The 19,388-nt window shown below is 72.9% G+C and carries 19 protein-coding genes; 12 read left to right on the forward strand and 7 right to left on the reverse strand.

Going from position 1 to position 19,388, the window contains the following annotated elements:
- Positions 1-92: 92 nt before the first annotated feature.
- Complete coding sequence (glmM, locus tag B4V04_RS10385; RefSeq protein ID WP_498231395.1) at positions 93-1,454, reverse strand: phosphoglucosamine mutase; 1,362 nt, start codon at positions 1,452-1,454, stop codon at positions 93-95.
- Positions 1,455-1,595: 141 nt separating this feature from the next.
- Between glmM and B4V04_RS10390 the strand changes: the two genes are divergently transcribed.
- Positions 1,596-2,198, forward strand: a complete 603-nt coding sequence (locus B4V04_RS10390; protein WP_498231397.1) for a hypothetical protein — start codon at positions 1,596-1,598, stop codon at positions 2,196-2,198.
- A gap of 49 nt (positions 2,199-2,247) precedes the next feature.
- Here the strand turns inward: B4V04_RS10390 and B4V04_RS10395 are convergent, their stop codons facing one another.
- The 4 genes from B4V04_RS10395 to B4V04_RS10410 all read right to left on the reverse strand — a co-directional run bounded on the left by B4V04_RS10395 (position 2,248) and on the right by B4V04_RS10410 (position 4,569).
- Positions 2,248-2,856: a DUF7504 family protein gene (locus B4V04_RS10395; protein WP_498231399.1), complete on the reverse strand. Its 609-nt coding sequence runs from the start codon at positions 2,854-2,856 to the stop codon at positions 2,248-2,250.
- Between the two features lie 43 nt (positions 2,857-2,899).
- Positions 2,900-3,286 (reverse strand): DUF8057 family protein, encoded by a 387-nt coding sequence (locus B4V04_RS10400; protein WP_498231401.1) that lies wholly within the window; start codon positions 3,284-3,286, stop codon positions 2,900-2,902.
- Positions 3,286-3,981 (reverse strand): RAD55 family ATPase, encoded by a 696-nt coding sequence (locus B4V04_RS10405; protein WP_498231402.1) that lies wholly within the window; start codon positions 3,979-3,981, stop codon positions 3,286-3,288. The genes B4V04_RS10400 and B4V04_RS10405 overlap by 1 nt, the downstream gene beginning before the upstream one ends.
- A gap of 108 nt (positions 3,982-4,089) precedes the next feature.
- Positions 4,090-4,569, reverse strand: a complete 480-nt coding sequence (locus B4V04_RS10410) for a chemotaxis protein CheW (RefSeq protein WP_498231404.1) — start codon at positions 4,567-4,569, stop codon at positions 4,090-4,092.
- Positions 4,570-4,671: 102 nt separating this feature from the next.
- On the opposite strand from B4V04_RS10410, the gene cheB reads away from it, so the two are divergent.
- The 9 genes from cheB (at position 4,672) to B4V04_RS10455 (ending at position 14,687) form a co-directional block, all read left to right on the forward strand.
- Positions 4,672-5,805: a chemotaxis-specific protein-glutamate methyltransferase CheB gene (cheB, locus tag B4V04_RS10415; RefSeq protein WP_498231405.1), complete on the forward strand. Its 1,134-nt coding sequence runs from the start codon at positions 4,672-4,674 to the stop codon at positions 5,803-5,805.
- The gene (locus B4V04_RS10420) at positions 5,805-8,006 is read left to right on the forward strand and encodes an ATP-binding protein (RefSeq protein ID WP_498231407.1); all 2,202 of its coding nucleotides are present in this window, start codon (positions 5,805-5,807) and stop codon (positions 8,004-8,006) included. The genes cheB and B4V04_RS10420 overlap by 1 nt, the downstream gene beginning before the upstream one ends.
- Positions 8,003-8,806 carry a CheR family methyltransferase gene (locus B4V04_RS10425; RefSeq protein ID WP_498231408.1) on the forward strand — a complete coding sequence of 268 codons (804 nt, stop codon included), beginning with the start codon at positions 8,003-8,005 and terminating at the stop codon, positions 8,804-8,806. The genes B4V04_RS10420 and B4V04_RS10425 overlap by 4 nt, the downstream gene beginning before the upstream one ends.
- Positions 8,806-10,017: a HEAT repeat domain-containing protein gene (locus B4V04_RS10430; protein ID WP_498231410.1), complete on the forward strand. Its 1,212-nt coding sequence runs from the start codon at positions 8,806-8,808 to the stop codon at positions 10,015-10,017. Before B4V04_RS10425 ends, B4V04_RS10430 begins: the two co-directional genes overlap by 1 nt.
- The gene (locus B4V04_RS10435; RefSeq protein WP_498231411.1) at positions 10,018-10,890 is read left to right on the forward strand and encodes a CheF family chemotaxis protein; all 873 of its coding nucleotides are present in this window, start codon (positions 10,018-10,020) and stop codon (positions 10,888-10,890) included. It abuts the gene before it with no gap.
- Positions 10,891-11,085: 195 nt separating this feature from the next.
- Positions 11,086-11,799: a ribulose-1,5-bisphosphate 5-phosphatase gene (locus B4V04_RS10440; protein ID WP_498231413.1), complete on the forward strand. Its 714-nt coding sequence runs from the start codon at positions 11,086-11,088 to the stop codon at positions 11,797-11,799.
- Complete coding sequence (locus B4V04_RS10445) at positions 11,796-12,476, forward strand: ribulose-1-phosphate aldolase (RefSeq protein ID WP_498231415.1); 681 nt, start codon at positions 11,796-11,798, stop codon at positions 12,474-12,476. Before B4V04_RS10440 ends, B4V04_RS10445 begins: the two co-directional genes overlap by 4 nt.
- A gap of 73 nt (positions 12,477-12,549) precedes the next feature.
- The gene (locus B4V04_RS10450) at positions 12,550-13,521 is read left to right on the forward strand and encodes a ribose 1,5-bisphosphate isomerase (protein WP_498231417.1); all 972 of its coding nucleotides are present in this window, start codon (positions 12,550-12,552) and stop codon (positions 13,519-13,521) included.
- Positions 13,518-14,687 carry an ATP-dependent ribose-1-phosphate kinase gene (locus B4V04_RS10455; RefSeq protein ID WP_498231418.1) on the forward strand — a complete coding sequence of 390 codons (1,170 nt, stop codon included), beginning with the start codon at positions 13,518-13,520 and terminating at the stop codon, positions 14,685-14,687. Before B4V04_RS10450 ends, B4V04_RS10455 begins: the two co-directional genes overlap by 4 nt.
- Before the next feature lie 30 nt (positions 14,688-14,717).
- Here the strand turns inward: B4V04_RS10455 and B4V04_RS10460 are convergent, their stop codons facing one another.
- Together B4V04_RS10460 and B4V04_RS10465 are read right to left on the reverse strand one after the other, a co-directional pair.
- Complete coding sequence (locus B4V04_RS10460; RefSeq protein ID WP_498231420.1) at positions 14,718-15,920, reverse strand: hypothetical protein; 1,203 nt, start codon at positions 15,918-15,920, stop codon at positions 14,718-14,720.
- Between the two features lie 59 nt (positions 15,921-15,979).
- Positions 15,980-17,077, reverse strand: coding sequence for an asparaginase (locus B4V04_RS10465; RefSeq protein ID WP_498231422.1), 1,098 nt, complete (start codon positions 17,075-17,077; stop codon positions 15,980-15,982).
- 250 nt (positions 17,078-17,327) lie between these two features.
- On the opposite strand from B4V04_RS10465, the gene B4V04_RS10470 reads away from it, so the two are divergent.
- Positions 17,328-17,549: a DUF8028 family protein gene (locus B4V04_RS10470; protein WP_498231423.1), complete on the forward strand. Its 222-nt coding sequence runs from the start codon at positions 17,328-17,330 to the stop codon at positions 17,547-17,549.
- Between the two features lie 136 nt (positions 17,550-17,685).
- Positions 17,686-19,344, forward strand: a complete 1,659-nt coding sequence (locus tag B4V04_RS10475; RefSeq protein WP_498231425.1) for a DUF255 domain-containing protein — start codon at positions 17,686-17,688, stop codon at positions 19,342-19,344.
- Positions 19,345-19,388: the final 44 nt, after the last annotated feature.

The raw sequence follows: 19,388 nt of genomic DNA on the forward strand, positions 1-19,388 counted from the left end.
GGTTGCATCGCTCCTCGGACTCCTGACGCGTCGCTCCCCGGGTTCCTGATACGTCGCTCATCGTGCTTCCGGCGTGGCGCCCCCGTCTCCGACTATCGCCCGCTCTCGACGGCCACCAGCATGTCGGCCGCGAGCTGCTCGGCGCGGTCCGCGTCGGCGGACTCGGCGTAGATCCGGATCTTCGGCTCCGTCCCGGAGGGACGCACGAGCACCCACGCGTCGCCGTAGTCGAGGCGGTAGCCGTCCGTGGTGTTCGGCTTCGCGTCGGCGGTCTCGACGTACGCCCGCGCCGCGGAGAGCATCTCGTCGCGCTCGTCGGCGTCGGCGTACTCCACGTTCCGGCGCACGAAGCGGTAGTCGGCGTAGGGGGCGACGACCTCGCTGGCGGGGTCGCCCGCGTCCGCGAGCAGTTCGAGGAAGCGGGCGCCGATGTACGCGCCGTCCCGCGAGAGCCGGTACGGCGGGAAGAACAGCCCGCCGTTCCCCTCCCCGGCGACGGGGACGTACCGCCCCTCCTCGTGGAGTTCGCGCGTCCGAGTGATGATGTTCGTCGCGCCGATGGGCGTCAGCTCCAGGTCGGCGTCGTTCGCGTCGCAGACGTCGACGAGCCGCTGGGAGACGTTGACGGCGCTGACGACGGTGTCGCCGGGGTCGAGACAGGCGTCGGCCAGCGCCGCGAAGGAGGTGTCGCCGTCGACGAAGCCACCGTCCTCGTCGACGAAGACGGCGCGGTCCGCGTCGCCGTCGTGGGCGATCCCCACGTCGGCGTCGGAGGTCGCGACGAGCCGGGAGAGCGCCTCGAGGTTCTCCGGGACCGGCTCGGAGTCGCGTCCGGGGAAGTGGCCGTCCGGCGTCGCGTTCACCGTCAGCACCTCACAGCCCAGCTCGCGGTAGATCCGCGGCGACGACACCGACGCCGCGCCGTGGCCCGGGTCGACCGCGACCGTCAGGCCGGCGTCGGCGATCGCCTCTCGGTCGACCGCGTCGATCAGCTGGTCGACGTAGTCGTCGACCGCGCCCTCGACGGTGGTCGTTTCTCCGGCGTCCCGCCAGTCGGCGAGGTCGTAGTCGTCGTCGAGGACGCGGCGCTCGACGCGCTCGAGCACGTCGACCGAGAGCTCGACGCCGTCGTCGCCGACGAGCTTGATCCCGTTGAACTCCGGCGGGTTGTGCGAGGCGGTGACGAGCACCGCGGGGATCCCGGCCGACTCGCAGTAGCTGCCGACCGCGGGCGTCGGCACGACGCCGAGCCGATCGACGTCGCAGCCGACCGCGGCCAGCCCGCTCGCGGCGGCGTTGGCGAACAGCTCGCCGGTGGTGCGGGTGTCGCGGGCGACGGCGACCCGGTCGGCGTCCCACACCGATCCGGCCGCCTTCGCGATGTCGAGGACGAGCTCCGGCGTGAGGTACCGCAGCGCGACACCGCGGATGCCGCTGGATCCGAACAGCTCCATGGACGGTCATGCGCCGGCCGACGGGAAAGCGGTTCCGAACCCCGGACGCGGCGAGCCGGTGGGGCCGGTCCGGGAGAGAGTCGGTCGGCGTCGGCCGCCCGAACGCGTGCCCTTGAAACCGGTCCCGCCCCTACGGTTCGTATGGAGCGCACGCGACGCGACCTGTTGGCGCGGACCGGGGCGACGCTGGCCGCCGCGGGGGCGGCCGGCGTCGCCGGCTGCCTCGATTTCGCCGCCGGCGACGGGCCGCAGGGACCGGCGGGGACCCCGGAGACGCTGTCCTGCGAGGACGACGAGTTCGTCCGGCTCGCGCAGCCGTTCGAGGGGGCGGTCGAGGGGACGCTCGTCGAGGCGGGCGAGACGACGGTCGAGCTCTCCGCCGAGGGGAACTCGGAGACGTACGGCCAGTCGCTCCGGTTGGTGCTGCGGAACACGGGCGACGAGCCCGCGACCGCGCTCGGGAAACACGCCTACTCGATCCAACGGGAGACCGCGTCGGGCTGGCTCGACGTCCGCGGTTCGACGACCGGGGAGGCCGTCGAACTCCCCCGCTCCGAGGAGACGTTCGGCTCGACCGGGGCGTACAGCTGGTCGATCGACCTCGACGAGGAGGCGATCGCCTCGGCGGTGCCCGACCTCGACCTCGCCGTCTGCCCGCCGCTCGGTCCCGGAACGTACCGGTTCGTCTACTGGGGGATCGTCGACGCGCCGCCGCTCGGGGCGCAGTTCGAGCTGATCGGGTGAGCGGCGCGGTCGTCGTCGCGGGCGGTCGCCCGGGCGCCGTCGCTTCCGGCTAGAACCCGGTCCAGTCGGAGGGACCGCCGACCCGCCCGCGGACGCGGAACTCGCGGTCGTCGCCCTCCACGCGCGTCTCGACGACGAGCTCGAACGGCTCGTGGAGGGTGTGAACCACCTGCTCGTCGTGTGCCGTCGATCCCACGACGCCGACGAAGGGCCAGCCCTCGCCCGAGGTCTGGGAGGTCATGACGCGGGTGAACCGGTAGATCCGCTCGGGGTCCCAGTACATCAACAGCTGGGAGAGCGAGTAGACGCCGACCGCGCGGTCGCGGCCGGCCGACGACTCGACGACGTCGGTGAACTTGATCCCGATGTCGGTGAGGTTCCCGGCGCTGCCGACGTACTTGGTCGTCGGCGTGTCCTCGCGCTTGTCGCCCTGCTCGTGGGTGACGCAGTCGATGACGGTCACGTCGGTGCCGTCCCGCCCCGTGATCGTCTCGTAGTCGTCGCGCACCTTCTCCGCGGTGCGGCCGGTCGAGATGACGACCGGCTCGTCGGTCCACTCCGCGAGCAGCCGGTTGAACAGGTCGTACTTCCCGCTCATCGGGGGGCCGCTGACGAGCACGCTGTCGGCGCCACGGACAGCGTCGGGAAGCACGGTCATGTGTCTGGATTGAGGGGGTATCGCGTAAAACCCTTCCGAGGGATCACTTCCGCAGCATCGAGGGGAAATTAAGTGACGACGGGGGACCCTCTCGGGGCGGCTCCGTCAGTGTCAGATCCGTTATCGCTCCGGGGAGCGCGGCCCGCACGGGCGGCTCGCGGGGCGTCCCGGCGCCGTCGACGAGCGCGTCCCAGACCTCCCTCGGGTCGTCCGCGTCGTCCGCGGCGACGAGCGCCTTGGTCCGCCCCTCGTCGTACGCCAGCTCGACGAGGCTCCGGTCGTACGCGCTCGGGAACGCCTCCATCACGCGGTCGAGCTCGGCCGGGCGCCTGTTCCCCACGCCGGCCGCGACGCCGAGGGCGAACGCCCGCCGGACCGCCTCCTCGCGGTCGAGGTCGTCCCAGTCCGTGCCGAAGGTCCGGTCGTACATCAGTGGGTCACCGTCGCGGCGGCGCCGACGCGGAGCCCGCCGTCCGTGAATTCGACGCCCTGGATGTCGGTGTTCACGTCGGTCCCGCGCATCTTCAGCACCTGGATCCCGCGCTGCATCCCGTCGTCCTCGAGGTAGTTGTGCATGAAGACGACGCCGTGCGCGAGGTAGTGCTCCTCCGAGTAGGCGCTCGGGTCGGTCATCTCGGAGATGAGCAGCGTCGTCGCGTCCGTCCGCTTCAGCGAGGAGAGCAGCTGGATCATCGTGTCCTCGTCGTCGTCGAGGAGGAACCGCAACAGCATGGTGGAGTCGAAGACGACGCGGTCGATGTCGCGGGAGTTGATGAAGCCGGTGAGCCGGTTCGTCACGCCGGAGTGGTCCCGGCGCTCGCCCGGGAGCCCGAAGAACCGGCGGCCGTCCGAGGAGAAGGAGTCGAGGAAGGTGACTCGGTCCGTGTCGAGCGCGCGGTCGAACCCGAACTCGTACCCGCTCATGTCGCGGCGGATCCCCTCCTTGGTCTCGTGCATGCTGATGTACAGCACGTCCTCGCCGTTGCGGGCCCCCTGCGCGGCGAACTGCGAGCAGAACGTCGTTTTCCCGCTGCCGGGAGGGCCGCTGACAACGTATAAGCGATTCTCCGGGAAGCCGCCGTCGACGAGGTCGTCGAACCCGGGAACGCCGCTTGTGGCGCGCATACGAAGCCACTCGTCGGTCGGCGCATAAGGGTTGGCTCCCGTTTCTCAGGGGTGAGAACGGTCGCGGTCGCGTCGCCGCCGCTTTTCGGCCGCCCGCTCAGGCCCTCGCTACGGCTCGGGCTCCTCGGAGACGATGTCGCCGGCGTCGATATCGGCGATCTCCTCCACGTCCGGCGAGACCCAGACGACGAAGCGGTCGTCCGACTTGACGATCCCGCGGATCCCCTCGTCGTCCACGGTCGTTCCTCGGTCGACGTCCTCGGGGGCGACGTCGCGGACCTGGAACACCTCGTCGACCATCCAGCCGACGGTGCCGCCCTCGTCGATCTCGTCGTCGTCGAACACGACGATGCGCTCGCGGGGGCCCTCCGCCTCGATGTCGAATAGCGTCTTCGGGTCGACGATCGTCGTCGTCCGCCCGCGGAGGTCCATCACGCCCTCGACGTGGTCCGGCGAGTTGGGGATGCGCGTCAGCTCGCCGGCGTCGACGATCTCGTCGATGACGCCGATGTCCAGACAGTACGTCCCGTCGCCCAGCCCGAACTCCAACACCTTCGTGGGTTCGGCCTCCGTCTCGGTGGCTGCCATGGGCGGACCTGCGGCGAAGCGACCAATAACCGTGTCCCCTGAATTATCAGGGGTGATTACTGGGTCCGTGGGTTTATGCCGATTCTGAGTCCGCTTCCGCACATGAGTAGGACGACGGATCGGCGGGGCGGTCGCGACGACTCCTTGCGGGTCGTTGTCGTCGACGACTCGCCGTTCATGCGTGGGCTGATCGCCGATCTCCTGACGGATGCCGGCGTGGCGGTGGTCGGCGAGGCCGGCGACGGCGCGGAGGCGCTGTCGGTGGTCGCCGAGACGCGTCCGGACGTGGTGACGATGGACGTCGAGATGCCGGGGATGGGGGGATTGGAGGCCGTCGAGCGGCTGATGGACGAGACGCCGACGCCCGTCCTGATGCTCTCCGCGCACACCGCGGAGGGCGCCGAGGTCACCTTCGAGGCGCTCGAACGCGGCGCGGTCGACTTCTTCTCGAAGCCCGGCGGCGAGGTGTCCACCGGCGTCTCCCGCGAGTCGGACCGGCTGGTCGAGGCGGTCAGATCGGTCGCGGACGCCGACCTCGACGCGGCGACGCGCGACCGGCGCGAGCGCGACCGCACCGGCGGCGGACCGGGCGGCTCGGCGACCGGTTCGACGGGTCCGACTGGCGCGAGCACGGGCGCCTCGCCGACCGCGACGGCTGTCGACGTTGACGCGCCGCTGACGGTCGTGATCGGCGCGTCGACCGGCGGGCCGAACGCGGTCGAGCGCGTGCTGTCGGCGCTGCCGATGGCGGACTGCCGGGTCGTCGTCGTCCAGCACATGCCGGAGGCGTTCACCTCGCGGTTCGCCGACCGGCTCGATGAGGCCTCGGCGTACGACGTACGCGAGGCGAGCGACGGGGCCCGGATCGGGGCCGGCGAGGCGGTCGTCGCCCGCGGCGGGAGCCACACGCGGATCGACGGCTACCGCGCCGGGCGGCTCCGCGTCAAGCTCGACGAGGACGACTCGCAGTCGGTGACGCCGGCCGCGGACGTGACGATGCGCTCGGCCGCCGCGGTCGTCGACGACCCGCTCGTCGGCGTCGTGCTGACGGGGATGGGGTCGGACGCCGCGGAGGGGATCCGCGCGATGGCCGACGCCGGCGCCCGCACGATCGCGCAGAGCGAGGACACCTGCGTCATCTACGGGATGCCCAAGCGCGCGGTGCAGACGGGGGGCGTCGACGAGATCCACGACCTCGACGACGTCGCCGGCGCGATCGTGGGAGGTGCGGCCTGATGGACTCCCACCGCGCCGCGTTCGTCGCCGAGGCGGAGGACGGGATCACCGACCTCAACAACGCCCTGCTCGCGCTGGAGGCCGACCCCGAGGACGCCGAGGCGATGGACGACGTGTTCCGCGTCGCCCACACGCTGAAGGGGAACGCCGCGGCGATGGGGTACGACGGCGTCTCCGACTTCGGGCACGCCCTCGAGGACTTACTCGACGCGGTCCGACAGGGCGACCGCGAGGTGACGCCAGAGCTGATGGACCTCCTCTTCGAGGGGGTCGACGCCGTCGAGGCGATGGTCGCGGAGATCGCCGATTCGGGCGAGGTGTCGACGGATCCCTCCGACCTGGAGCGCCGCCTCCGCGAGATGGAGGAGCGCGGGACCGTCGACGGCGATTCGGCCGAGGACGGCTCGGTCGGAGCCGCCGATAGCAGTGAGGAAGGCGACGCGACGCCGGTCGACGACGCCGCCGACGGCGACACCGCCGACGGCGACGACGCCTCCGAGGTCTCTGTCCCCGACCTCCCCGCGGCCGTCGCGGCGCTCGACGCCCCGGTCGTGTACGCCGACGTGACGGTCGGCGAGACGGCGATGGCCGGGGTCGACGCCGCGCTCGTCCTGCAGGCGCTCGACGGGCAGTTCGACGGCCACGTCACCGTTCCGGGCCCGGACGCGCTCGAGGACGGCGAGTACGACGAGGGGTTCGACGCGTTCGTCTCCGGCGCCGACCCCGACGTGGTCGTGGAGGGGCTCGGCGCGCTCACGCAGGTCGAGTCGGTCGCGACGGCGCTCGTCGACGAGGCGGCCGGTGCCGTCGACGGCGACGGCGACGAGTGGGAGCCGGCCGAACCGGAGGCGCCCTCCGCGGACGAGGTGCCGGAAGCGGGCTCCGCGGACGGCACCGATCCGGAGGGCGTCGATGCCGACGAGCGCCCGGACTCCGCGTCCGGAAAGGCCGACCGCGACGAGATCAAGTCGATCCGCGTCGACGTCGACCAGGTCGACGAGCTGTACGGGCTCGTCGAGCAGCTGGTGACGAGCCGGATCAAGCTCCGGCGCGAGCTGGAGGCGGCGGACGCCGAGTCGGACACGTTAGACGAGCTCGACAAGCTCGCGTCCAGCCTGCAGGACACCGCGATGGACATGCGGCTCATCCCGTTCTCGCAGGTGTCGGACTCGTTCCCGCGGCTCGTCCGAGACGTCTCGCGGGACCTCGACAAGCGGATCGACTTCGAGATCGAGGGCGACGACGTCGAGCTCGACCGGACGATCCTCACGGAGATGCGCGACCCGCTCGTCCACGTCCTGCGGAACGCGGTCGACCACGGGATCGAGCCCCCGGAGGAGCGCGAGGCCGCCGGGAAGGACCCGACCGGGCACGTCAGGCTCACGGCCGAGCGCGAGCGCGACCACGTGATCATCGAGGTCGCCGACGACGGCGGCGGGCTCGACCCGGACCAGCTCCGCGAGAAGGCGGTCGACGAGGGCGTCAAGAGCCGCGAGGCGGTCGAGGCGATGGCGGACGACGAGGCCTACGACCTCGTCTTCCACCCCGGCTTCTCCACCGCGGAGGAGGTCACCGACGTCTCCGGGCGCGGCGTCGGGATGGACGTCGTCCGGACCACCGCCCGCGACCTCGACGGCTCCGTCGCGGTCGAGAGCGAGCCGGGCGAGGGGACGACCGTCCGCTTCCGGCTCCCGGTCACCGTCGCCATCGTGAAGGTGATGTTCGTCGACGTCGGCGGCACGGAGTACGGCATCCCGATCAAGTCGATCGCGGAGGTCGCCCGCGCGGACGACGTCGAGGAGGTCCACGGCGACGAGATCGTCCGCCACGAGGACGACCTGTACCCCGTGATCCGGCTGAACGAGCGCCTCGCGGAGAACGGCGCCGCGGCGGCCGAGTCGGGGGTGGGCGGTGGTCCCGGCGGTAGCGGCGCCGGCGGCGCCGACCTCGCGGACGGCGACGCTACGGGCGGCGACCCCGGGACCGCGACGACAGACGGCGGCGTCGCCGACGAGGGGATGCTCGTGCGGATCCGCGAGGAGACGCGCCAGGTCGCGCTCCACTGCGACGCCGTGCTCGATCAGGAGGAAGTGGTGGTGAAACCGCTCGACGGCCCGCTGTCGGGGACGCCGGGGCTCAGCGGCACGGCGGTCCTCGGCGACGGCGACGTCGTGGCCGTCCTCGACGTGGTGAGCCTATGAGCGGCGAGACCGCCTTCGAGGGCGTCCTCCGCCAGATCGACGACACCGTCCCGTTCGAGCCCGGCTACTACAACGAGTCGTACCTCGACCGGCGGATCACGGCGCGGATGCGCCGCCGCGACACGGAGTCGCACGCGGAGTACGAACGCCTGCTCCGCGAGGACGACGACGAGCGGCAGGCGCTAATGGACGCGCTCACCATCAACGTGACGGAGTTCTTCCGCAACCCCGAGATGTGGGACGTGCTCCGCGACGTGCTCCGCGAGCGGACGAACGAGCGGCGGCGGGTCCGGGTCTGGTCGGCTCCATCGGCGGACGGTCGGGAGCCGTACTCGGTCGCGATGCTGGCCTGCGATGACCCCGAGATCGACGAGTCCCGGGTCGAGGTGCTCGGCTCCGACATCAGCGAGGAGGCGCTCGACAACGCCCGCGAAGGTGTCTATCACACGACCCGGACGACGGACATCGCGGAGGAGCTGGAGCCGCTCTCGGACCCCGACCGCTACGTCGAGCGCGACGGCGACGCGTTCCGGGTCCGGCCGGCGGTCCAGCGGCTCGTCGACTTCGAAACGCACGACCTGATCCGAGACGGCGCGCGCGACCCCTTCGACGTCGTGCTGTGCCGCAACCTGCTGATCTACATCGACGTCGACCACAAGGGGGCGCTGTTCGACACGCTGGAGGCGTCGCTCGCCGACGACGGCGTGCTCGTGCTCGGAATGACCGAGAGCGTCCCGCCGGACCGGTCCGACAGGTACGAGCCGGTCGACAAGCGCCGACGGGTGTTCGGGAGGGTCTGATGTCGCTGTACCAGTACGCCCGAGACGGGAACGCGGAGCGGCTCAGGGACGCGCTGAGCAGCGACAGCGCCGCGGTCCGTCGCCGGGCGGCCGAGTTCCTCGGCGAGATCGGCGACGTCGACGACCAGGCGACGGTCGACGGGCTCCTCCGCGCGGCGACGAGCGACGACGACGCGGAGGTCCGCGGGGCCGCCGTCGACGCGCTCGACGAGCTCGGGCAGGCGGCGCTCGAACAGCTGCTCGAAGCGCTCACCGGCACCCGCGGCTCCGAGGCGGAGTGGGTCACCGCCCGCAAGTTCGCCCGCGCGCTCAAGGCCGATCGCCCGGAGCTCCGGATGGCGGCCGCGAACGCGCTCGGCGGACTCGACGACGCGAGCGGGCTCCGACACCTCGTCGAGGCGCTCGACGACGGGGACTCGCGGGTCAGGCTGCGCGCCTGTCAGGCCTGCGGGACGTTCGCGGACCCGCGGTCGGTGCCTGCCTTGACGGAGCGGCTCGGCGACGACGACCCGCGGGTCAGGCGCGCTGCCGCGAACGCCCTCGGGAACGTCGGGACGGACCGGGCGCTCTCGCCGCTGCTCGACCTCCTCGACGACGGCGACGAGTCGCTCCGACGGATCGCGGCCGGCGCGCTCGGGAAGGCGAACAACCCCGAGCCGGTGGAGCCGCTGGCGCGCGCGCTCGGGGACGAGAGCGCGGTCGTCCGCAACGCCGCGGTGTACTCCGTCATCGAGCTGCTGTCGAACGTACCGACCGAGCAGAGCCACGCGGTGCGGGACCGCGTCGTCTCCGAGCTGAAGTCGGCGGACGACGCCACGGTCGTCGAGCCGCTCGTCGAGATCCTCACGGACGGCCAGCAGGACCGCCAGCGGCGGAACGCGGCGTGGATCCTCGGCCGCGTCGCGGAGCCGGAGTCGGCGGACGCGGTCGAGGCGCTCGCGGGCGCGCTCGCCGACGAGGATCCGCAGACCGCTCAGTTCGCGGCCACGAGCCTCAAGAGCCTCGGCGGGCCGATCGTCGAGGACCGCCTGCTCGACCGGCTCGGGACCGAGCACCCGGAGGACGCCCGAGCGAAGGCGGTGTTCGTGCTCGGGCAGGTCGGCGGCCAGGAGACGCTGAACCGGCTCGAAGAGCTCACCGACGACGAGAGCTCCGCGGTCCGGCAGCGGGTGTTCTCCGCGGTGTCCAAGCTCCGGGCGGGGGGGCCGTAAATGTCCGACGGCGGCGGCGAGTACAAGGTCACGGACACCCAGGGGCGCTTCGCGGTCGCCGTCCGCGAGGGGCGGAAGGTGAGCGACGTCTCGTGGACGCCCGGCCGGGTGCTCCTCTCGAACCGGCGGCTGATCTTAGCCGGCAACGACGGGAAGCGAACGATCCCCCTCTCGGAGCTCCGGGGGCTGGGCGGGCGCCACGACGCCAACCAGTCGGTCGCGCGCGTCTCCAACTACGTGAGCTTCGACCTCGGCGACCAGGTGCTGTTGGTCGCCGCGTCGGACCACGAGTCGTTCGAGCGCGACGTCTACCGGGCCCTGCTCGACCAGCGAACGGTGACCGCCAAACACCCCGCGATCGAGGGCGGCGTCGTCCAGGAGACCGAGTGGGAGCAGGCCCGCGTGAAGATCGACGAGAACGGGCTCAACGCCGCCCTCGAGAGCGGCGCGTTCGTGGAGTTCGACCTCGACGACATCAGCGGTCTCGACGCCGCCAAACGCACGGTCAACGGCGAGAAGAAGCCCGTCATCGAGGTGTCTCACACCGACGACGAGGGGACCAGCATCGAGACGCACGTCGCCGGCGATCCCAACCGGATGCGGTTCGTCGAGGCGTGGCTCCGCAAGGGAGAGGAGCGCTCGTCGACGAACGTCGACCTCTCCAGCCGCGACCGGGAGGTGTTGATGGCGCTGTACTCCGGCGTCTCGCCGTTCGAGATCCCCTCGTTCCTCGGGATGGACGTCGACGCGGTCGAGGAGACGTTCGAGCGGCTCGTCGAGCTCGACGTGGTCGAGGAGGTGCGGGTGCGCCGCGAGGTGGCGCTCAACTCCCGCGGTCGGAACATCGCCAGCGAGGCGATGAACGAGCAGTGAGCGGTCGGACCGATCGCTGACGGAAGTTAGCGAACAGCCGGCGCGGTCCCGCTCCGCGGCGGTGCGCCGGGCTCCCGCCTCGGCCGCCGCGGACGGTCGGTCAGTTCACGGGCGCGTTGGCCGCGGTATCGGTTATAAAACGACGGAGCGCCCGCGCCGAACCACGCTTAAGTCGCCGCCAGGTCGAGTGAGGGCATGAGCTACGAGGCGGTGTGTTTCGATCTCGACAACACCCTCTACCCGTACCCGCCCTGCAACGAGGCCGGCAAGCGGGCGGCGCTCGCGGCGTTCCGCGAGCGCGGGTACGAGATGGACCGCGAGGCGTTCGACGAGCTGTACGCGACCGCGCGCCGGGAGGCGAAGCGCGAGACGGCTGTCACCGCCGCCTCCCACAGTCGCCATATCTACTTCAAGCGCGCGCTCCGGCGCCACGCGGGCGAGCGGGACGCCGCGACCGCGCTCGCGCTCGGCGACGCCTACTGGGAGGGGTACGCGACCGAGATGGAGCTGTGCGACGGCGTGGAGTCGGTCTTCGACGCGCTGGCGGCGGCGGGGGTCGACGTCGCCGTCGTGACCAACCTCACCACTCGGGTCCAGCTGCAGAAGCTCGCGCGGCTCGGGGTCGACGACCGGATCGACCGGCTCGTCACCTCCGAGGAGGTCGGCCGCGAGAAGCCGAGCGCGCTCCCCTTCACGACCGTCCTCGCGGGGTTCGACTGCCGGCCGAGCGAGGCGCTGATGGTCGGCGACAACGTCGAGGCCGACGTCGTCGGCGCGAACGCGGTCGGGATGGACACGGCGCTGTTCGTCGCCGGCGGCGACGCGCCGAGCGACGCCGAGCTGCGTGGACCGCGGCGTCCGGACCACCGCCTCGACGCCTTCGCCGACCTGACGGAGGTGGCGCTGTGAGTCGGGACGCGCCGGACTCCGACCCGGACCTGCTCCGCGGCGCCCGCGAGGCGGTCGTCGAGTACGCGCCGGCGCTCGCCGAGCTGACGCCCGGCCGGACCGGGAACCTCAGCGTCCGCGACGGCGACGCGGTCGCGGTGACGCCGACGGGCGTGCCGTACGACTCCTTCGACGCCGACGACGTGCCGGTGGTCTCGCTCGACGGGGAGCGGCTGGCGGGCCGGATGGCGCCGTCGAGCGAGGTGCCGATGCACACGGGAATCTACAAACACGACCGGCCGGGCGCGATCGTCCACACCCACTCGCCGTGGGCGACGACGATGGCGACGCTCGGTCGGAAGCTGCCGCCCGTCCACTACATGATCGTCGCGGTCGGACGCGAGGTCCCGCTCGCCGACTACGCGCCGTACGGGACCGAGGAGCTGGCCGCGAACGCCGTCGCCGCGATGGCCGAGGCCGAGGCCGACGCGGCGATCCTCGCGAACCACGGGCTCGTCGTGACCGGGCCGGACATCGAGACCGCCGTGGAGAACACGCACCACGTCGAGGACCTCTGTCGGCTCTACCTCCGGGCGTCGGCGGTCGGCGAGCCCACCGTCCTCACCGACGACCAGCTGGCGACCGTCGAGGAGCGGTTCGAGAGCTACGGGCAGCAGCCGACCGCGGACGGGGAGTAGCCGCGGCCGCCCGCCTCGACGGTCGCTCCAGTCGCCCGGTTATATAAATATCCGGACGGGCTACCGGATCGGTATGACCGAGCACGAGCCGGCGGCCGCGGTGCGCGAGACCGCCGAGGCGATCGCGACGATGGAGATCCGCGGGGCGGCGACCATCGCGTCCGCCGCGGCCGAGGCGCTCGCCGAGCAGGCGCGCGCGGCCGCGGCGAGCGGGCCGACCGCGAGCGACCCGGCGGCGTTCCGCGCGTCGATGCGTTCCGCGGCCCGGACCCTCCGCGAGACGCGCCCCACGGCCGTCTCGCTGCCGAACGCCCTCCGGTACGTCCTCCAGCGGATGGAGGGCGACGACGTCGATCGGCTCCGCCGGAGCGTGGTCGACGCGAGCAAGGCGTTCGTCCGCCAGCTCGACCGCGCGCAGGAGGACCTCGGGCGGGTGGGCGCGAACCGCCTCGCCGACGGCGACACGGTGATGACCCACTGCCACTCGACGGACGCGCTCGCGTGCATCGAGGCCGCCGTTGAGCAGGGGAAGTCGATCTCGGCGGTCGTCAAGGAGACGCGCCCGCGCCAGCAGGGCCACATCACCGCGGAACAGCTCCGCGACGCCGGCGTCCCGGTGACCCTCATCGTCGACTCCGCGGCCCGGCGCTACCTCGACGAGGTCGACCACGTCGTCGTCGGCGCCGACTCGATCGCGGCCGACGGCGGCGTGATCAACAAGATCGGCACCTCGGGGCTCGCGGTCAACGCCCGCGAGCGCGGGGTCCCGATCATGACCGCGGCCCAGACGATCAAGCTCCACCCGGAGACGCTGACGGGCCACACCGTCGAGATCGAGATGCGCGACGAGGCGGAGGTGATCGACCCCGCGGCCCGCGAGGAGATCGGCGAGATCGCCGTCGAGAACCCCGCGTTCGACGTGACGCCGCCGCGGTACATGGACGCGATCGTCACCGAGCAGGGGCAGTTCCCGCCCGAGAGCATCGTGACGCTGATGCGGGAGCTGTTCGGCGAGGGCGCCGCGGAGCCGTGGGCGGAGCCATGAGCGGGGACGAGAGGGACAGAGACCGTGAGACGGGCTGGGACGGAGCAACGACCGGGGACGGGACCGAGGACTGGGAGGAGGAGGTCGCGGAGTGGGACGAGGAGGTGTCCGAGTGGGAGTCGGGCGACGCCGAGACGGCCGACGGCGCGGGAGGGCCGGACGGCTCCGAGCCCGTCGACGATGACCCGGACCTCTCGCCCGAGGAGTCGAGCCGCGCGCCGAAGGTGGTCACCGCGGGCCACATCAACTGGGACGTGACGATCCACGTCGACCGGCTGCCGGAGCCCGACGGGGAGACGCGGATCGAGCGGCTCGAGCAGTCCGGGGGCGGCAGCGCCGCGAACGTTGCGGTCGGCCTCGTCGACCTCGGCGGCCAGTCCGTCGTCTACGGGAGCGTCGGCGGCGACGAGTCGGGCGCGCTCGCGCTCCGCGAGCTCGCGAGCGCCGGCGTCGACCCCGGGCAGGTGCTCGTCGACGCCGACGAGCCCACCTCGGTGAAGTACGTGATCGTCGACGGCGGCGGCGAGCTCCTGATGTTGGCCAACGACGGCGCCAACGAGTCGTTCACGGCGGCCGGGCTCGACCGCGACACCCTCGCGGCGGCCGACCACCTCCACCTCACGGGCCAGCAGCCGGCGACGGCGGCGGCGCTGGCGACCGCCGCGGGCGAGGCGGGCGCGACCCGCAGCTTCGACCCCGGCCGGCGCGTCGGGGACCGCGAGTTCGAGGCCGCGCTCCACGCGGCCGACGTGCTCTTCCTGAACGCTCGGGAGGCGGACGCGCTCGCCGACTCGACCGACATCGACCCGTGGGAGCCCGACGACCGCGTCGTCGCGATCAAGCTCGGGGACGAGGGCGCGACGGTTCGGACCCCCCACGGCGACGTCTCTCACCCCGGCTTCGACGTCGACCCGGTCGACACGGCCGGCGCGGGCGACGCCTTCGCGGCCGGGTTCCTCGGCGCGGCCCTCCGCGAGCCCGAGGTCGTCGACGGCGGGTTCTCGCACGACCCGCGCGACTACCAGGTGCCGCTGCTCGTCGGCAACGCCTGCGGCGCGATCGCGGCCGAGACGGTGACCGCCCGCGCGAGCCTCTCGTGGGACCGGGTGCGCGACGTCATGGGCGAGTCGCCCGAGTCGGACCTCCTGATAGAAGTGCGCGTCTAGGCGGCCGCGGACGCGCGAGGCGCCGCCGGGTCACTCGCCCGCGTAGTCGAACGCGACCGCGAGGTCGTCGGCGCCGAAGAAGACGAACCGGTAGCGACCCGGTACCAGATCGGGGCAGACTCGCAGCGCGTCGGCGTGGGGGCCGCCCTCGATCAGACCGGACTCGGTCATCTCGAACTCCCACGCGAGCGTCTCGCCCGGCCGGACCGCGATCGCCTCGTCGGTGTATTCGAAGGTGGCGTCCTCGTCGCCGCCGCGGATCTCGGTCCAGCCGGCCTCGGTGCGCAGTTCGAGGTTGTACTTCCCCCGGTTGCTGACGTGGACCTCGCGCGCCGAGACGTTCGTCAGCTCGATCCGAAAGGCGGTCCCGCGACCGACCGCCAGCGGCTCCGAGGCGGGGTCGTCGTCGCCGGGGATCACGGCTCGGAGCGCGAGCGGGCCCCCGTCACCGGTCCCGGTATCGCCGCCGTCGTCCCCGCCGACGCCACCGCCGCCGCCCCAGTCGACCTCGCCGTCGTACGCCTGCGGGTGGCGCTCGAACCCCTCGCGCTCGCACTCGAACGACGCGGGGAGCGCCTCGGGGTCCCCGTCGGGGCGCACGCCGCCGGGCAGCGCCTCGGGGTCGCGGACCCCGTCCTCGCCCGTCACCTCGCTCGTCTCGCCCCAGCCGTCCGTGACCGACACCCGGATCGACTCGGGACGGGAGTCGGTCGTGACCCGAAGGAAGGCCCCGGGGAAGGTGATCGCTTGCCCGCAGGCGACGGTCTCGTCGCCGAGCCCCTCGACGGTCGCGCTCGCGACGAGCGTCCCGTCCTCGACCGCGACGTCGGCGAACGAGATCGCGTCGTGACAGGTCGTCGGCCCGACCGACTCGACGTACGCGAGCACCGACTCGTCGAAGTCGGTCGCCTCGACGAACGCGACCGTCTCCGCGGGCGCCTCTCGGAGCAGCCACGCCGCGTCGCTCTCCTCGGTGATCAGCGCGCAGAGGCCGCGGCGCTCCTCGCGTCTCCACGCCGGGCCGGAGAGCGGTCCGCCGGCCTGATGGACCGCGGTCTCGGGGTCGGGATCGCTGTCTCCGTCTCCGCCGTCGCTCCCATTGCTCCCGTCGCCGTCGCCACCGTCGCTCCCGCCGCCGGTTCCGGGATCGCCCTCGCTCGTGCAGCCGGCGAGCGCAGCGACGCCTCCGGCGCCGAAGCCGCACAGGACCGCCCGGCGCGTGCGTCGGATCATGGTCGTCGCTACGCCGGGCGCGCATAAGGGCTTCCCGTAGACACAAACGGCTCCCTGTGTTATCTCGGGCTCTCAACCCCTCCCGGAGCCCGGAACAGGGCGGCGAGGGCGTCGCCCTCGGCGTCTCCCTCGTCGCGGTCGAGGCCGGCCGCGAGCCCGAGCGCGAGCGCGACCCGCGCCTTCGACGCCGGGAGCGGGCCGGCGAACGTCGCCCCGTGCTCCGCCAGCGTGACCGCGCCGCCGGGCGTGCCGTACACCGGCTCGGTCGGGCCCGCCGGGGGCCGTCCGGCGACGACGACGGGCGTTTCCGGGAGGGCCTCGGCCACGGCGTCGCCGATCGCGGCGGTCGCGTTGCCGAGGCCGGTCCCCTCGATCACGAGTCCGCCGACGCCGGCGTCCACGGCGCGCTCGACCGCGCCCGCGCCGACGCCGGTCCCGGAGTGGATCACGGGCACCTCCGGGACCCGCTCCGCGCCCTCGATCGCGTCCGCGAGCGGGTCGACGTCGACCCCCCGCCCGGGCTCGCGGACGAGCCGCGACCCGGCGCGGGTGAACGTCGCGACCGGGCCGGTCCCCGGCGAGGCCATCGTCGAGAGCGCGTTGCTGTGGCTCTTGACCGCGTCGCGGGCGGCGTGGAGCTCGTCGTCGAACGCGACGTGGACCCCCGGCGAGAACCGGTCGTCCGCAGCGGCCCGGACCGCGAGAGTCAGGTTCGCCGGCGCGTCGCTGGAGGCCTCGTCGAGCCGGCGCTGGGCCCCCGTGACGACGACCGGCGCGTCGAGGTCGGTGAGCAGGTCGAGCGCGAACGCGGTGTCGGCCAGCGTGTCGGTGCCGTGGGTGACGACGACGCCGTCGGCCCCCTCGGCGACCGCCTCGCGCGCCGCGGCGGCGGTCGCGAGCACGTCGCGCCACCGCACGTCGAACCCGGGCTGCGAGCAGACCTCGCGGGCACTCACGGTCGCGTACCGCTCGACGCCCGGGACCGCCGCGACGAGGTCGTCGCCGGTCTTCGCCGGCGCCGCGCCGCCGTCGTCCGGCTCGGACGCGATGGTGCCGCCGCAGGCGACGACGGCGACGCGCGGCTTCGCCCCGCCGTCGGTCGCGGTCCGTTTCCCGTCGCGCGCCCCGCGCTCCGTCGTCGGCTCGGTGTTCGTCATACCCCTCGGTACTCCCGGAGGACCAAAGCGGTTGGTCCCGCGGCAGCCGCGTCCCCGCCGCACCGGCGGGGCGGCCCCGGCGACCGGGGACGACGGCCGATCACGGCAGAAAAGGATGAGAGGGGGCTATAAACAATCAAAACGTTTCTGAGGGCGTGTTAAAACGTTCCTAACCCCCCGAGAAATGTGGTGAAATTCCCCGAACCCTCTGCCGGATATATGAGGTACCCGAACATACACGTAGGTGTCAATGTCAATCCCCGCTCCCACGCGCCTCGCCTCCGGCCGACAGGTCGCCGGACTGATGACCGGGACCGTGAAAGCGGCCGCCTTCTGGGCCGCGATCGCCATCCCGGCGACGTACCCCGTCCTGCTGTACACGGGCCTCGACGGCGGCACCGGGCAGCTGTTCGTCGCCCTCCTGTTCGCGAACGCGCTGGCGCTCGCGCTCGGCCACGACTACAAGCGCTGACCGCGGACCCGAGGCGCCGCCCTCCAGACGCACCGAACCGTTCGAACGCGACCCTCCCGGTCCTCTCGCCCTCCGGTCTTCTCTCCTTCCCGCCCCGTCTCGAAGCGCTTACCCACGGGCCGGTCCGACCCTCTGTATGACCGACGAGACGCACGTCGAGTGGCGCGACTGGGGGTCCGAGGCGTTCGCCGAGGCCGACGAGCGGGACCGCCCGGTGCTCCTCTCTCTGTCCGCCACGTGGTGCGAGGGCTGTCACGAGATGGACGCCGTCACGTACGCCGAGCCCCGGATCGCCGCCAACGTCAACGAGGGGTTCGTCCCGGTCCGCGTCGACGTCGACCGTCGCCCGCGCGTGCGGGAACGGTACAACATGGGCGGCTTCCCGACCACGGCGTTCCTCACGCCCGACGGCGAACTCCTCACCGGCGCGGGCTACCTCGACGTCGACGGGATGCGGCAGGTGCTCGAGTCCGTCCGCCAGATGTGGGCCGACAAGGGGCGCTCGGCCGGGCGGGTCCCCCGCGCGCTCGACGCGGACCTCCCGCCGCGCGGGGAGCTGACGGAGGCGATCGAGAGCCACCTCGCCGGGCAGGTCGAGGTCAAGTACGACGAGGAGCACGCCGGCTGGGGGACCGACGCGAAGTTCCCGCTCCCCCGCACCGTCGAGTTCGCCCTGAAGCGCGACCGCGACCGCGCTCTCCGGACGCTGGACGCGGTGCGCGACCACCTCGCCGACGACGTCGCTGGCGGCTTCTTCCGGTTCGCGGGGACCCGCGACTGGGGCGACGTCGCCTACGAGAAGCCGATCGACACGAACGCGGCGGTCACCCGCGCGTTCGCGAACGCCTACCTCTACACCGGCGACGAGGCGTACCTGACGCCCGCGACCGACGCGGTCGACTTCCTCACCGACGACCTCTGGACCGGCTACGGCGTCGGCGGCAGCCTCGGCCCCGGACTGGGACGGGCCTACTACGCCGCGCCCGCCGACGACCGCGCCGAGCTCGACCCGCCCCGCCGCGACCTCACCGTCTTCGCGGGCGGGAACGCGCTCGCGGCCGACGCGCTGCTCGCGGTCGCCGCGTACACCGACGACGAGCGCGCCCGCGAGTACGCCGAGCGGATCCTCGACGGCCTCGAGCGCGACCTGATCGACGCCGACTCCGGCGAGGTGACCCGCTACCGCGGCAGCGACGAGGTCGGCGAGTCGGACCTGCTCGACGACGTCGCCCGCGTCGTGAGCGCGTACGTGCGGGCCGCCGGCGTCTTCGGCGAGGGCGCCGAGATCGCTCGCGCGGTCGCGGACCGGGCGATCGACCGACTCCGCGTCGACGGCTCCTTCGTGGACGGGCCGCGGTCGGGGCCGGGCCTGCTCGACCGCCCGTTCCGCCCGCTCGACGGCAACGTCGAGATGGCGACCGCGCTGCTCGACCTGGCGGCGCTGACCGGCGAGGACCGCTACCGCGAGGTCGCCCGCGAGACGGCGGCGTCGTTCGCGGGCGCCACGGAGCGGCTCGGCGTGCAGGTCGCCGGCTACGGGAGCCTCGTCGGGCGGCTCCTCCGCGGCACCACCGTCGTCGCGGTCGGCGACGAGCCGGGCAGCGACCTCCACCGCGCGGCGTGGCGGGTCGCCGACCACGAGAAGGTCGTCGCCCCGAACGCCCGCGCGGAGGGGTCGCCCGCGCCGCGGTCGGTCCCCGCCGGGTCGGCGGTCGTGATCGCCGGCGACGCGGTCTCCGAGCCCGCGGAAACGCCGGACGAGTTGATGCGGCGGGTCGCCGAGACCGCGGAGTAGAGCGCCGCGTCCGGCGCGGTCGTCCGTCACCGGTCGTCTGCGGC

Source organism: Halorubrum sp. B52, assembly GCF_059752555.1.

Coding starts and splice junctions, on each gene's coding strand:
- cheB (WP_498231405.1), top strand. CDS start 4,672: ATGAGTAGGACGACGGATCGGCGGGGCGGTCGCGACGACTCCTTGCGG.
- B4V04_RS10465 (WP_498231422.1), bottom strand. CDS start 17,077: ATGACGAACACCGAGCCGACGACGGAGCGCGGGGCGCGCGACGGGAAA.
- B4V04_RS10430 (WP_498231410.1), top strand. CDS start 8,806: ATGTCGCTGTACCAGTACGCCCGAGACGGGAACGCGGAGCGGCTCAGG.
- B4V04_RS10390 (WP_498231397.1), top strand. CDS start 1,596: ATGGAGCGCACGCGACGCGACCTGTTGGCGCGGACCGGGGCGACGCTG.
- B4V04_RS10410 (WP_498231404.1), bottom strand. CDS start 4,569: ATGGCAGCCACCGAGACGGAGGCCGAACCCACGAAGGTGTTGGAGTTC.
- B4V04_RS10470 (WP_498231423.1), top strand. CDS start 17,328: ATGTCAATCCCCGCTCCCACGCGCCTCGCCTCCGGCCGACAGGTCGCC.
- B4V04_RS10440 (WP_498231413.1), top strand. CDS start 11,086: ATGAGCTACGAGGCGGTGTGTTTCGATCTCGACAACACCCTCTACCCG.
- B4V04_RS10450 (WP_498231417.1), top strand. CDS start 12,550: ATGACCGAGCACGAGCCGGCGGCCGCGGTGCGCGAGACCGCCGAGGCG.
- B4V04_RS10455 (WP_498231418.1), top strand. CDS start 13,518: ATGAGCGGGGACGAGAGGGACAGAGACCGTGAGACGGGCTGGGACGGA.
- B4V04_RS10475 (WP_498231425.1), top strand. CDS start 17,686: ATGACCGACGAGACGCACGTCGAGTGGCGCGACTGGGGGTCCGAGGCG.
- B4V04_RS10435 (WP_498231411.1), top strand. CDS start 10,018: ATGTCCGACGGCGGCGGCGAGTACAAGGTCACGGACACCCAGGGGCGC.
- B4V04_RS10395 (WP_498231399.1), bottom strand. CDS start 2,856: ATGACCGTGCTTCCCGACGCTGTCCGTGGCGCCGACAGCGTGCTCGTC.
- B4V04_RS10425 (WP_498231408.1), top strand. CDS start 8,003: ATGAGCGGCGAGACCGCCTTCGAGGGCGTCCTCCGCCAGATCGACGAC.
- B4V04_RS10420 (WP_498231407.1), top strand. CDS start 5,805: ATGGACTCCCACCGCGCCGCGTTCGTCGCCGAGGCGGAGGACGGGATC.
- B4V04_RS10405 (WP_498231402.1), bottom strand. CDS start 3,981: ATGCGCGCCACAAGCGGCGTTCCCGGGTTCGACGACCTCGTCGACGGC.
- glmM (WP_498231395.1), bottom strand. CDS start 1,454: ATGGAGCTGTTCGGATCCAGCGGCATCCGCGGTGTCGCGCTGCGGTAC.
- B4V04_RS10460 (WP_498231420.1), bottom strand. CDS start 15,920: ATGATCCGACGCACGCGCCGGGCGGTCCTGTGCGGCTTCGGCGCCGGA.
- B4V04_RS10400 (WP_498231401.1), bottom strand. CDS start 3,286: ATGTACGACCGGACCTTCGGCACGGACTGGGACGACCTCGACCGCGAG.